Origin of the sequence: Pseudomonas petroselini, assembly GCF_045037875.1 — a bacterium.
Lineage (GTDB): Bacteria > Pseudomonadota > Gammaproteobacteria > Pseudomonadales > Pseudomonadaceae > Aquipseudomonas > Aquipseudomonas petroselini.
On sequence record NZ_CP173614.1, the window covers coordinates 6647406 to 6660848 of the forward strand.

The 13443-nt window shown below is 58.3% G+C and carries 12 protein-coding genes and 1 other RNA gene; 8 read left to right on the forward strand and 5 right to left on the reverse strand.

Annotation, left to right across the window (positions count from 1 at the left end; genetic code table 11):
• Positions 1-22: 22 nt before the first annotated feature.
• On the reverse strand, positions 23-583 hold the full coding sequence (gene grpE / locus ACI512_RS30755; protein WP_015885932.1) for a nucleotide exchange factor GrpE: 561 nt from the start codon (positions 581-583) through the stop codon (positions 23-25).
• A 254-nt stretch (positions 584-837) separates the two neighbouring features.
• Here grpE and recN point away from each other — a divergent pair, with 254 nt between their 5' ends.
• A complete protein-coding gene (gene recN, locus ACI512_RS30760) occupies positions 838-2511 on the forward strand; it encodes a DNA repair protein RecN (RefSeq protein WP_046034280.1) in 1674 nt (557 codons plus the stop codon).
• 97 nt (positions 2512-2608) lie between these two features.
• Here recN and fur read toward each other — a convergent pair whose 3' ends face one another.
• Entirely contained in the window at positions 2609-3013 is a 405-nt protein-coding gene (gene fur / locus ACI512_RS30765) for a ferric iron uptake transcriptional regulator (RefSeq protein ID WP_003194220.1), read from the reverse strand.
• 98 nt (positions 3014-3111) lie between these two features.
• On the opposite strand from fur, the gene ACI512_RS30770 reads away from it, so the two are divergent.
• A complete protein-coding gene (locus ACI512_RS30770) occupies positions 3112-3639 on the forward strand; it encodes an outer membrane protein assembly factor BamE (RefSeq protein ID WP_236378467.1) in 528 nt (175 codons plus the stop codon).
• 63 nt (positions 3640-3702) lie between these two features.
• Here ACI512_RS30770 and ACI512_RS30775 read toward each other — a convergent pair whose 3' ends face one another.
• Both ACI512_RS30775 and ACI512_RS30780 read right to left on the reverse strand, forming a co-directional pair.
• Positions 3703-4005 carry an RnfH family protein gene (locus ACI512_RS30775; protein ID WP_236378469.1) on the reverse strand — a complete coding sequence of 101 codons (303 nt, stop codon included), beginning with the start codon at positions 4003-4005 and terminating at the stop codon, positions 3703-3705.
• The gene (locus ACI512_RS30780) at positions 3998-4432 is read right to left on the reverse strand and encodes a type II toxin-antitoxin system RatA family toxin (RefSeq protein WP_015885936.1); all 435 of its coding nucleotides are present in this window, start codon (positions 4430-4432) and stop codon (positions 3998-4000) included. Before ACI512_RS30780 ends, ACI512_RS30775 begins: the two co-directional genes overlap by 8 nt.
• A 168-nt stretch (positions 4433-4600) precedes the next feature.
• Here ACI512_RS30780 and smpB point away from each other — a divergent pair, with 168 nt between their 5' ends.
• A complete protein-coding gene (gene smpB, locus ACI512_RS30785; RefSeq protein ID WP_003235073.1) occupies positions 4601-5083 on the forward strand; it encodes an SsrA-binding protein SmpB in 483 nt (160 codons plus the stop codon).
• Between the two features lie 36 nt (positions 5084-5119).
• On the opposite strand, the gene ACI512_RS30790 is transcribed toward smpB, so the two are convergent.
• On the reverse strand, positions 5120-5887 hold the full coding sequence (locus tag ACI512_RS30790; RefSeq protein ID WP_015885937.1) for an FCD domain-containing protein: 768 nt from the start codon (positions 5885-5887) through the stop codon (positions 5120-5122).
• 250 nt (positions 5888-6137) lie between these two features.
• Here ACI512_RS30790 and ACI512_RS30795 point away from each other — a divergent pair, with 250 nt between their 5' ends.
• From ACI512_RS30795 to ACI512_RS30815, 5 genes are all read left to right on the forward strand, one after another.
• Positions 6138-7832 carry a lactate permease LctP family transporter gene (locus tag ACI512_RS30795; RefSeq protein WP_236378477.1) on the forward strand — a complete coding sequence of 565 codons (1695 nt, stop codon included), beginning with the start codon at positions 6138-6140 and terminating at the stop codon, positions 7830-7832.
• Positions 7833-7901: 69 nt separating this feature from the next.
• The gene (locus ACI512_RS30800; protein WP_236378478.1) at positions 7902-10712 is read left to right on the forward strand and encodes an FAD-binding and (Fe-S)-binding domain-containing protein; all 2811 of its coding nucleotides are present in this window, start codon (positions 7902-7904) and stop codon (positions 10710-10712) included.
• Between the two features lie 149 nt (positions 10713-10861).
• Entirely contained in the window at positions 10862-11140 is a 279-nt protein-coding gene (locus ACI512_RS30805) for a hypothetical protein (protein WP_064053113.1), read from the forward strand.
• A gap of 104 nt (positions 11141-11244) precedes the next feature.
• Positions 11245-11641, forward strand: a transfer-messenger RNA (tmRNA) gene (ssrA, locus tag ACI512_RS30810).
• Between the two features lie 838 nt (positions 11642-12479).
• A complete protein-coding gene (locus tag ACI512_RS30815) occupies positions 12480-13412 on the forward strand; it encodes a chemotaxis protein CheV (RefSeq protein WP_405121480.1) in 933 nt (310 codons plus the stop codon).
• Positions 13413-13443 lie beyond the last annotated feature (31 nt).

Genomic DNA, 13443 nt, shown 5'->3' on the forward strand with positions numbered 1-13443 from the left:
GATGGGGGCCTTACGGCGTATTTCAAGCCTGCTCATCAATAGAAGGCGAAACCGGTGCAGGTGCTTTGCTCACCACCACCATCGCCGGACGCAGCAAGCGACCGTTGAGCTGATAACCCTTCTGGAACACCTTCAACACACTGTTAGGCTCCAGATCATGGCTTTCCTGCATGGCCATGGCTTGGTGATGCTCAGCGTTGAACGGTTCGCCGCCGACTGGATCAATGGCTTCCAACTGGTAACGCTTCAGGGTGTCCTGGAACATTTTCAGGGTCAGCTCGATCCCTTCGCGCATCGGGCGGATGTTTTCGTCATCCGGGTTGGACAACTCAAGACCACGCTCCAGGCTGTCGATGATCGGCAGCAAGTCACTGGCGAATTTTTCCAGTGCGAATTTGTGAGCCTTCTCTACATCCTGCTCGGCACGGCGGCGGACGTTCTGCAGATCGGCGGCAACACGCAAAGACTGGTCCTGCGCAGCGGCCAATTGCTCTTCGAGCACCTGCACACGAGTTGCCAGCTCATCGCCGACAGCCGAATTGGCGTCTGGAGTTTGCGTATCCTGCGTCTGTTCGTCAGCCATAGTTTTCTCCTTTCAAAATCATGCGCGAACTCAACTCGCGCTTCTGTTCCGGTATATGGGGCCACAATTTCCAGGTTCAAGGGCGCGGGCGTTACCAAAAATCTTTCCTATGACCGGGATCAATTCCTGCCCATACATTCCTCATCGCGCTAAAAAAAGCGCTCATCCAAGCAAATCGAGCTAATCATCAGGATTGTCAGCCTCGAACAAAACACTGTATAAATAACCAGACCTAAAGCCTGGGAGCGGCCGTCATGCTCGTGCACCTGTCCGTACATAACTACGCCATCGTTGAACACCTGGATCTCGAACTGGATCGCGGGATGAGCGTAATCACAGGCGAAACCGGCGCCGGCAAGTCGATCATGCTCGACGCCCTGGGCTTGACCCTTGGGGACCGTGCCGACAGCGGCGTGGTGCGCCCCGGCGCGGACAAGGCCGATATCCTGGCCACTTTCGACCTGGCGGATATTCCCGAGGCCGAGGCCTGGCTGGCGGAGCGCGACCTTAATAATGAAGGCCCGTGCATCCTGCGCCGGGTCATTACTGCGGAAGGCCGCTCACGCGGCTATATCAACGGCACCCCCTGCCCACTGGGCGACTTGAAAGCCCTGGGCGAACTGCTGATCGATATCCACAGCCAGCATGAACACCAGTCGCTGCTGAAAACCGACACTCATCGCCGCCTGCTCGACGAATACGCCGGTGCGACAGACCTTGCCCGCCAGGTGCAACTTGCCGCCCAGCGCTGGCGCCAAACGCGCCAGGAACTGGAGCGACTCTCCAATTCCGGCGACGAACAACGCGCACGCCACCAGCTACTCAGCTATCAGCTCGAAGAGCTGGAAAGCCTGGGCCTGGGCGAGACTGAACTGGAGCAACTCGAGCAGGAACACAAGAACCTCACCAACGCAGAAACCCTGCTGGGCATTTGCCGCCAGGTGGTGGAGCAATGCAGCGAGAGCGACTCCGGTAACGTACTCAACGCGCTGACCGCCAGTCTCAATCGCCTGTCCAGCGTGAACAACGCCTCCGGCTCCCTGAGCGAGGCCACGACCTTACTCACCAGTGCACAGATCCAAGTAGAAGAAGCCGTCGGCGAATTGAACCGCTTCCTGGATCACTTCGATGCCGACCCGGCACGCCTGCAGGAAATAGAAGAACGCCTGGACACCATCTATACCCTGGCGCGCAAACATCGAATCCAGCCCACCGAAGTGGCGACGATGCAGCAAAAGTTGCTGGATGAAATCGAGACCCTGAATGCCAACGACGAATCCATCGAGCGCCTAGGTGACGAGCTCGCGTCCTTCGCCCGCCACTACCAGGAAAAAGCACGCGAACTGAGCGACCTGCGCCACCAGGCAGCAACCGGCCTGGCCAGCGCAGTGGAGCTGGAGATCCAACGCCTGGGCATGCCCGGCGGGCGCTTCACCATTGAACTGCACGCCAGCACCAGTAACGAATTGCAGCCACATGGCCTGGAACAGGTTGAACTGCTGGTCAGCGCCAACCCTGGGCAGCCGCTCAAAGCATTGGCAAAAGTGGCCTCCGGCGGTGAGCTGTCTCGGATCAGCCTGGCGATCCAGGTGATTACCGCGCAAACCTCTCGGGTACCGACACTGGTATTCGACGAAGTTGACGTGGGGATTGGCGGGCCGACAGCGGAGATTGTTGGCCAATTATTACGACGCCTCGGGGATCGGGGCCAGGTACTGACGGTCACTCACTTGCCACAAGTGGCCGCCCAGGGGCATCAACATCTGTTTGTGCACAAGGTACGCGGCAGTGATGCAACGCACACAGCCGTGTCCAAGCTGAACAAGTCGGAACGTGTGGAGGAAGTGGCGCGCATGCTTGGCGGCATTGATTTGACCAAGGAGTCCCTGGCACACGCGAAGAAAATGGTCGTGGCTGCGAAAGCCTGAGCAGAGCACTTTCGCTCATCTTTCCCGCTTATAGAAAGCACGAAGGCGACCCTAAGGTCGCCTTCAATCGTTTTGCAGAGCGAATCTGCAGCGATTTTTACTTTTTCTTACGGATGTACAGAACCAGATTATGGTCGACCAAATCGAAGCCATGCTCCTCGGCAATCTTATGCTGAAGCGCCTCGATTTCCGGGCTGGTGAACTCGATAACCTCATTGGTATCCAGGTCAACCATATGGTCGTGATGACCACCGTCAGCCAATTCGAACACTGCATGACCGCCGTCGAAATTATGACGAACCACCAGCCCTGCGGCTTCAAACTGGGTCAGCACACGGTAAACCGTGGCCAGGCCGACGTCCTCGTTAGACTCCATAAGCGCCTTGTAAACATCCTCGGCACTCATGTGGCGCTGCTCAGCAGAATCGAGCATTTGTAGAATCTTGACTCGTGGCAGAGTCACTTTAAGACCGGCTTTGCGTAGTTCGCTATTTTCAACCATGGTTAGCTTTCTCGCGGATGCTGCTTCGCAGCTTCTCTTAATACGGGTATGATCGGCGTTTACGTTGTCCCAGCCAAGATAGTGGAAGTCGCCCACCGATGCAAAACACCAAGCTCTTGCTAACCAGTTTCACCTTTGTGGGACTGCTCGCACTCGCCGGTTGTTCATTCCCCGGGGTTTACAAAATCGACATCCAGCAGGGCAATGTCGTCACGCAGGACATGATAGACCAGTTACGCCCCGGAATGACCCGACGGCAAGTACGGTTTATCATGGGTAACCCCCTGCTGACCGACACTTTCCATGCCGATCGCTGGGATTACCTCTACAGCCTGCAGCCAGGTGGCGGTGAACGCCAACAGGAGCGCGTCAGTGTCATCTTCAATGGCAACGACCAGCTTGTCAGCCTGTCCGGCGACTTCATGCCCGGCGTGAGTCGTGATGAAGCCCTGCTCGGCAAGGATAACGGCACTAACGTGACCACGCCTGCGCAGGAAGGTGAAAAGCCGAAGTCGGAAGTACCGGCCAAGCCAGGCTCCCTGCTCGACAAGATCCAGAAAGACGTCGACGGCGTGAAAACAGTTCCCGTCCCGACACCACAGCCTCTGGACACCAGCCCGCAGTAAGCTTGCGTTGCTCAACAAAAAGCCCGGCATGCCGGGCTTTTTGTTGCCTGCCATTTGGCTAGCCTATGAGCCCTGCAGCTTAGCCAGCGCAGCCTTGGCCGCGCGCAGTCGGCGCACCTCTTTTGGGTCCGCCAGCAACGGTCGGTAAATCTCAATACGATCACCTGCCTGCACGGCATGCACCTCAGCATCCGCAACCACCTTGCCGAATATACCCAAAGGGCAACCAGCCAGATCCAGCTCAGGAAACTGCGCTGCGATACCTGACGCCCGCACCGCCGCGCGCAGGCTGGTGCCCGCCGCCACCTTCATCGCCAGCAGAACCTGGCGATCCACGGCCGCATACACCACTTCAATCTCAACCATGCAGTTGTTTGGCCCGCTGGCAAAATGCATCCACCAGCGTATTAGCTGCCTGATTGAACAAGGGGCCCAGCGTTGCTCGCACGATAGGCCCGGCGTAATCAAACGAAAGGTCCAGGCTGATTTTGCAGGCCTTATCCGTCAGCGCCTTGAATACCCACACCCCATGCAGCTGGGTGAACGGGCCTTCCTGCAAATTCATTTCGATGGATTTCCCAGGCACCAGCGCATTACGCGTCACAAAGTGCTGGCTAAGGCCGCCTTTCGCGACCCCAACACTGGCGACCATGTACTCATCACCGCTTTCCAGCACCTCGGCCTTCGAGCACCACGGCAGGAATTCCGGGTAACGCGCCACGTCGTTGACCAGGTCATAGAGCGCCTGAGCCGGATAAGGCAGCAGCGCTGAACGTTGAATATGCGTCGTCATGTGTGCGTTATTTCCACAGCTGAGCGGCAAACATCGCGAAAGAACAGCCCGATCCGCGAAAGAAAAAAACCAGAGAACTGCCCGCATTGTCCGGGATTCGTCGAACACGCTCAAGCACGCAGGTTGACCGTAGCCGACACGCTCGCAACTCCCTATAATGCCGCCCCTATGGCTAAACAAAAGAAACACCCCACAGGGACCATCGCGCAAAATAAAAAGGCGCGACACGATTACTTCATCGAACATCGGTTCGAGGCTGGTCTGGTCCTGGCCGGCTGGGAAGTAAAGAGTTTGCGCGCCAGCAAGCTGCAACTGGTCGACAGCTATGTGCTGCTCAAAGATGGCGAGGCATGGCTGCTGGGCAGTCATATCACCCCGCTGACTACCGCGAGCACCCACGTGATTGCTGACCCGGTGCGTACGCGCAAGCTGCTGCTCAATGCACGCGAACTGGAAAAGCTTGCCGCCGCCGTACAGCAGAAAGGCTATGCCTGTATCTGCCTGTCCTGGTACTGGAGCAAGCACCTGGTCAAATGCGAGATCGCGCTGGGCAAAGGTAAGAAGGAATACGACAAGCGTGATACCGAGCGCGAGCGCGATTCCAATCGCGAACTGCATCGCGCCGTGCGCAACAAGGGCAAGGAAGACTGATCCTTGCAAGCCCGTAGCCCTGGGAGCCTCCCTCGGCTACAGGCCCTTGCGCCGCTCCGCACGCGCCACGCGCTGAACCTCCTGACGAACCTCCTCCAACACTTCCTGCACATACAGCAGATGACGCGTTGAAACTTCCCGCGCCTGCTCGGCACGCCCTTCGATAATCGCCAGGTATAAATCCCTGTGCTGACTGATCAGCATGTCGCGGGTTTCCGTACGCTGTTGATACATCCCCCCGATGTTGGTCACCACGTTACGTTTCAGCAGGTCGAACAGACCGCGAATGGTGTGCAGCAATACGGCGTTGTGGCTGGCTTCGGCGATAGCCAAGTGAAACCTGGCATCCGCCGCCCCCTCTTCAGCTCGACTCACCTCATCGGAGCGGGTGTAGCAGTCCTGGAGCGCTTCGAAAGCCGCCGTAAGCCGTTCGCGGTCGACCTCGGTGGCACGTAGCGCCGCGTAATAGGCGCAGGAGGCTTCAAGGGTCTGGCGGAACTCCAGAAGATCACGCTGAACCTCGGGATTATTCTCCAACAGGTGGAGCAGCGGATCACTGAACGTGGAGCCCAAGGACTCCGCCACGTAGTTACCACCACCCTGACGACTGACGAGCAAACCTTTGGCCGCCAATTTCTGGATGGCCTCCCGCAAAGACGGACGCGACACACCAAACTGCTCAGCCAAAGCGCGCTCGGCGGGCAAGCGCTCACCCGACTTCAGCGTACCCTCAAGGATCATGCCCTCAAGCTGCTCGACGATATCGTCGGACAAACGGCGCTGACGCACCTGATCAAACCCCATAACTCACTCTCCACCATCCCGACCACTCGCCGGGCCCTCTATTCTGGCCTATCGCCGCACTCGCAGCACCTATCAGAACGCCTTCGATTTATCCGCTCAGATCCGTCGCCTACCCACCTACGACCAAAGTTTCGCGAGCGGCAAATTGACACACCGCCCCGAAGCCTTTTAACCTAGCCCACAGCGATTGTAAATTGGTATTACCAATTATCCAAGCTGACCAAACAACAACAATCAGGGGCCACCCCATATGCAAACCTGGCAACAGCTCTACAGCCCGCTCGGCAGCCTCGGCCTGTCCGCATTAGCGGCCGTCATTCCGATCGTATTCTTCTTCCTGGCCCTGGCCGTGTTTCGCCTCAAAGGCCACGTGGCCGGCAGCATCACCTTGGCGCTGTCGATCCTGGTGGCGATCTTTGCCTTTAAGATGCCGGCGGACATGGCACTGGCCGCCGCCGGTTATGGCTTTGCCTACGGCCTGTGGCCTATCGCGTGGATCATTGTCGCCGCGGTGTTCCTCTACAAACTCACGGTCAAGAGCGGCCAGTTCGAGATCATTCGCAGCTCGGTGCTGTCGATCACTGACGACCAGCGCCTGCAAGTGCTGCTGATCGGCTTCTGTTTCGGCGCCTTCCTGGAAGGTGCGGCCGGTTTCGGCGCCCCCGTGGCAATCACCGCCGCACTGCTGGTCGGCCTCGGCTTCAACCCGCTGTACGCCGCGGGTCTGTGCCTGATTGCCAACACCGCACCGGTGGCCTTTGGCGCATTGGGCATCCCGATCATCGTTGCGGGTCAAGTGACCGGCATTGATGCGTTCAAGATCGGCGCCATGACCGGTCGCCAACTGCCGCTGCTGTCGCTGTTCGTGCCGTTCTGGCTGGTGTTCATGATGGACGGCCTGCGCGGCGTGCGTGAAACCTGGCCGGCGGCGCTGGTAGCGGGCTTGAGCTTTGCCATCACCCAGTACTTCACGTCCAACTTCATCGGCCCGGAACTGCCGGATATCACCTCGGCCCTTGCCAGCCTGATTTCCCTGACCCTGTTCCTGAAAGTGTGGCAACCCAAGCGCACCGCTGGCGCACAGATTGCCGGCGCCACTTCCAGCGCGGCAGTCACCGCCAGTGCCGGCGGTTTCGGCCTGCCACGCAACACGGTTGTCTCACCCTACAGCCTGGTGCAGATTTTCAAGGCTTGGTCACCGTTCCTGATCCTTACCGTGCTAGTGACGATCTGGACGCTCAAACCGTTCAAGGCGATGTTCGCCGCCGGCGGCTCGATGTACAGCTGGGTGTTCAACTTCGCGATTCCGCACTTGGACCAAATGGTGATCAAGGTCGCACCCATCGTGACCAACCCCACCGCGATCCCGGCCGTGTTCAAGCTGGACCCGATTTCCGCGACCGGCACCGCGATTTTCTTCTCTGCATTGATCTCTATGCTGGTGCTTAAGATCAACATTAAAACTGGTCTTACCACTTTAAAAGAGACCTTCTATGAGCTTCGCTGGCCCATCCTGTCCATTGGCATGGTGTTGGCGTTCGCATTCGTCACCAATTACTCCGGCATGTCGTCGACCATGGCGCTGGTATTGGCCGGCACCGGTGCCGCCTTCCCGTTCTTCTCGCCTTTCCTCGGGTGGCTGGGCGTTTTCCTGACAGGCTCTGATACCTCGTCCAACGCCCTATTCAGCTCGCTGCAGGCCACCACTGCGCATCAGATCGGCGTGAACGACACGCTGCTGGTCGCGGCGAATACCAGCGGCGGCGTCACCGGCAAAATGATCTCGCCTCAATCGATCGCCGTGGCGTGCGCCGCCACTGGCCTGGTAGGCAAGGAATCCGACCTGTTCCGCTTTACCCTCAAGCACAGCCTGTTCTTTGCCACGATCGTCGGGCTGATCACCCTGGCCCAGGCCTACTGGTTCACCGGTATGCTGGTGCACTGAGACCTGCACGCAATAGGGTAAGAATCGACGCCGGATACGATTCCGGCGTCAGCTATTTCTGGAGGACCGATGAGCCTGCCTGCTGCTTTCCTGAGCGACGTCGCACACTTGATCCCGAAAGATCGGCGTTTCGACGACGCGCTTTCCACCCTCGCTTTCGGTACCGACGCCAGCTTTTACCGACTGATCCCACAGTTGGTGATCCGCGTGGAATCGGAGGACGAAGTCGTTACGCTGCTGCAACTCGCTCAGCGCGACCGCGTACCGGTAACCTTCCGCGCTGCGGGCACCAGCCTGTCCGGGCAAGCCATCAGCGATTCGGTGCTGATCGTACTGGGCGACAACTGGAACGGCCGCGAAATCCGTGGGCAAGGCACACAAATCCGCCTGCAGCCCGGTGTCATCGGCGCTCAGGCGAATGCGTGGCTGGCACCGTTCGGGCGCAAGATCGGGCCGGATCCGGCGTCGATCAACGCCTGCAAAATCGGCGGCATTGTCGCCAATAACGCCAGCGGCATGTGCTGCGGCACCGCGCAGAACACCTATCACACCTTGGCCGGGATTCGCCTCGTACTGGCTGACGGCAGTCGCGTGGACACCGAAGACGCGGCCAGCGTTAAGGCGTTTCGTGAACAGCACGGGCCGCTGCTTGAACGCCTGGCGACACTGGGCCGCGAAACCCGGGCGAATGCTGAGCTGGCGGCAAAAATACGCCACAAATACCGCCTGAAAAATACCACCGGGCTGTCACTCAACGCCTTGGTGGATTTTGATGAGCCACTGGATATCCTCAGCCACCTGTTGGTGGGCTCCGAGGGCACCCTTGGTTTTATCAGCGCGGTCACCTACGACACCGTGATCGATCACCCGAACAAAGCATCGGCGTTGATTGTGTTTCCGGACGTCGAGACCTGCTGCAACGCAGTGAGCGTCCTTAAAACCCAACCGGTCTCGGCCGTCGAGCTACTGGACCGTCGCAGCCTGCGCTCGGTACAGAACAAGCCGGGCATGCCCGCGTTCGTACAGCAGCTATCGGAAACTGCCTGCGCCCTGTTGATCGAATCCCGTGCGGCGTCGTCGCCCTTACTGCATGAGCAACTGGCGCTGATCATGGCCTCCCTCGCCCAATTCCCGGTAGAGAAGCAGGTCGATTTCACGGAAGACCCCGTGGAAAACGCCCGCCTGTGGGCAATCCGCAAAGACACCTTCCCAGCCGTCGGTGCCGTGCGCAAAACCGGCACCACCGTGATCATCGAGGACGTGACCTTCCCGGTTGAGCAACTGGCAATCGGCGTCAACCGCTTGATCGAACTGTTCGACAAACATCACTACGACGAAGCGATACTTTTCGGACACGCACTGGAAGGCAATCTGCACTTCGTGTTCACTCAAGGCTTCAACAGCGCGGAAGAAGTCACGCGCTACCAAGCGTTCATGGACGACGTGGCGCAATTGGTGGCGGTGGAGTTTGGGGGCTCGTTGAAAGCCGAACACGGCACCGGCCGCAATATGGCGCCGTTTGTCGAGCTGGAATGGGGCAGCGACGCCTATCAATTGATGTGGCAACTCAAGCGGCTACTCGACCCCAACGGCATCCTCAATCCGGACGTGGTGCTCAGCGAAGACCCACACATCCACCTCAAGCACCTCAAGCCGCTGCCCGCCGCCGATGAGCTTGTGGATAAGTGCATCGAATGCGGCTTCTGCGAGCCGGTGTGCCCGTCGAAAGGCCTGACCTTGAGCCCACGCCAACGCATCGTGATCTGGCGCGATATCCAGGCAAAAAAACGCGCCGGTGTCGACACCACTGAGCTGGAAGCCGCCTATCACTACCAGGGCATCGACACCTGCGCTGCCACCGGCCTGTGCGCCCAACGCTGCCCCGTGGGAATCAATACCGGCGACCTGGTGAAAAAACTGCGCAGCCGCGACGCCGACCGTACGAAAACGGCCGAATGGCTCGCCACTCATTTCGCCACTGCACTGCAAGGCGCGCGCTTCACCCTGCATGTGGCCAATGGCGCGCGCATGCTGCTGGGCGCACCTCGCCTGGCGAAGCTGTCGGCCAGCGTGACCAAGCTGTCCAAGGGACAGATTCCGCAATGGACCCCTGCCATGCCGCAGCCGGAAAAAGCCATTCGCTTCAGCCCGGCCGTGACGGACGAGCGGCCACGCGTGGTCTACCTGGCCGCCTGCGTGTCACGCGCCATGGGCCCGGCGGCGGGGGATAAGGAACAGATGTCGCTGTATGACAAAACCCGCAATCTGTTGGAAAAAGCCGGTTACCAAGTCGTGTTTCCCGACAATCAGGACAGCCTGTGCTGCGGCCAGCCTTTCGCCTCCAAAGGCTATGCCGAACAGGCCGAACACAAGCGCCAGGAACTGATCGGCGCGCTGCTGCACGCCAGCCGTGGCGGGCTCGATCCGATCTACTGCGACACCAGCCCCTGCACCCTGCGCCTGGTACAGGACCTGGGCGAAACCCGCCTGGATCTTTACGACCCGGTGCGTTTTATCCGCACCCACCTGATGGATCGCCTCGACTTCACGCCCCAGGAAGCGCCGATCGCCGTGCACGTCACCTGCAGCACCCAGCACCTGGGCGAAAGCCAGGCCCTGATCGACCTGGCCCGACGCTGCTCCAACACCGTGGTCATCCCGGAGGGCATTCATTGCTGCGGTTTTGCCGGCGACAAAGGCTTCACCACGCCGGAGCTCAACGCCCACTCACTGCGCACGCTCAAGGACGCGGTGCAATATTGCAGCGAAGGCATCTCCACCAGCCGCACCTGCGAGATCGGCCTGAGCCAGCATGGCGGCATTGATTATCACGGCTTGGTCTACCTGGTGGACCGTGTTACCCAGGCCCGCGCACACTGATCCAGCAAAAATGATCCTGCAAAAAACAGAACCCCTGCGCGCCGGCGCAGTCATCTGCATAGGCCTCGACAAACGAGGCTCATCCGTGATGTCGCTGGCAGCCGTTCAACGCCAGCAGCGTCGAGCCCCTTTGCGCAAGGAGATACCCTATGAAGCGTTCCGCTCTTGCTGGCTTGTTCGTTACCGCTGCGATGTTGGCTTCGCCTGTGTTCGCTGCGGGCGAGCCCGATCTGTGCAAAATCAATCTGGACAAAATCAACAACGGTAAAGCGCTGCTCGCCACTGACACCAGCGGTAAAAGCGGCGAGATCGACACCGCCGTCTCCCAGGCCAAAGCGGCCCACGCCGCGGGCGATGACAAAAGGTGCATCGAGATCACCTCGAAGGCGCTGCAAGACCTGCAGAACAGCGAAAAAGGCGGTCAATAGGCTGCTCCTTCACGGAAGGCCAACCTTCGGGTTGGCCTTCCGTGACCGTTTGGCGTACACTGCACAGGCTTGTCACTCACTAAGAAACAACGAGTTACAAGCACGGGGCCGTTTAGGATTCGACGCCGGTCGCGAAACTTTAGGTGCATGCCGAGTTGGTAACAGAACTCGTAAATCCACTGTTGCAACTTCTTATAGTTGCCAATGACGAAAACTACGGCCAGGAATTCGCTCTCGCTGCGTAAGCAGCCTTAGCCCTGAGCTTCTGGTACCTTCGGGTCCAGCAATCACCAGGGGATGTCTGTAAACCCAAAGTGATTGTCATATAGAACAGAATCGCCGTGCAGTACGTTGTGGACGAAGCGGCTAAAACTTACACAACTCGCCCAAAGCACCCTGCCCTTCGGGTCGCTGAGGGTTAACTTAATAGAAACGGCTACGCATGTAGTACCGACAGCGGAGTACTGGCGGACGGGGGTTCAAATCCCCCCGGCTCCACCACTTCAACGAAAAAAGACGTCCTTGGACGTCTTTTTTTGTGCCTGAAATCCAGGAAATGCAGGGCTTCAGCGCTTAGGGGCTTTGCAAGGTTTGTGAGTTCCAGGCGCGTTGGCATTCCAGGTGGCGACAGCGGCAGCCCTCGGCAACACGTCATTGACGGCGAGTGCGTGCGGTGGCGAGGTGTTTCGAGCGACTGATAACCAGACACCCGCCGAGGGAATGACCGATCAGATTGACCGTATCAATGCCCAAGTGGTGATCACGCTGGGACCCACTTAGCTGATCAAGCAGCGAGCGGCCCATATCCTCGGCTCGAGGACGGATTTGTCAAAAATGCGAGCCACAGTCGACTGCGGCGTCCGATTGAAATAGGTGAAATACGCTCGACGGCCATGGCTTGGCGATGATGATCATGTGCGCACATAGCGCGACGCCGACCAACACCGCCAGTACGTCGGCGTCCCTGCCAAAAAACCCGCACATATGGGGACAAAAAGCCCAGCAGCAAGCCGATATTCGCTACAGCACGAGGCGCGCGCTGGGTGTCCGCACCGGCCCGCTGCACAACCGCCGCTTAACAAAGTTAAATGACGCGTCCTGTACTGAACGGACAACACACGCAGTATGAAACTGCCGTTCTAAATCGTTCTCAACAATAGCACCAATAAGTTAGCCAACTAACCATTTCAAACACTCATCCGAATAGACAACCAATTAATTTCATATCGCTTTAACGATAAACCCAAGATTTATTTATTTTCACATATCTTTTACATAGCCCTACATAGGATAGTGTCATTACGGCATCAACGCTGTCAGCCGAGCTAAAGGAGTGTGTATGACAGGTGTATTGGCATCCGTTAACAGTCGCACACAACTGGTCGGTCAGAACCGGCTTGAACTGCTACTCTTCAGGTTCAACAACCTCCAGCTGTACGGGATCAACGTTTTTAAAGTTCGAGAAGTTATACGTTGCCCAAAGTTATCTCTACTACCAAAGTCTAATAACAATATCTGTGGCGTTGCCAATATTCGAGGCGCCTGCATTCCTATTCTAGACCTCGCCATGGCCACTGGACTGCCAGGCGTACAAGACCAGGAAAGTGCTTTTATCATACTTACGGAGTACAACAACCGCGTTCAAGGCTTCCTCGTCTATGCGGTTGAGCACATCGTCAATTTGAACTGGGAAGACATTCATCCACCGCCCAAGGGCAGTGGTGAACACAATTACCTGACGGCCGTGACCCATGCGGATGATCGTCTGGTCGAGATTATTGACGTTGAAAAAGTACTGACTGAAATATCGCCATCGTCCGAGGAAATATCCAGCGGCGTGGTGGATCACGACGTCACCCTGCGGGCCAGGCACCTGCGTGTCCTGACCGTGGATGACTCCCTCGTCGCGCGTAAACAGGTGACACGCTGCTTGGAGACCGTGGGTGTCGAGGTGGTTGCCTTAAATGACGGTCGACAAGCGCTTGATTACCTGCAATCCATGCTCGACGAGGGGCGCAAGCCGGAGGAGGAGTTTCTGATGATGATCTCCGACATCGAAATGCCAGAGATGGACGGCTACACCCTGACCGCCGAAATCCGTAACGACCCGCGCATGGCCAAGCTGCACATTGTGCTGCACACCTCGCTCTCCGGCGGGTTCAACCAAGCCATGGTCAAGAAAGTGGGCGCCGATGACTTCCTGGCCAAGTTTCGCCCCGACGACCTTGCCGGGCGCGTTGTTACGCGCATCAAGGCTGCACATCCGAACTGAAGCGTTAGCCCGACAACACCCAAGCCAAGGA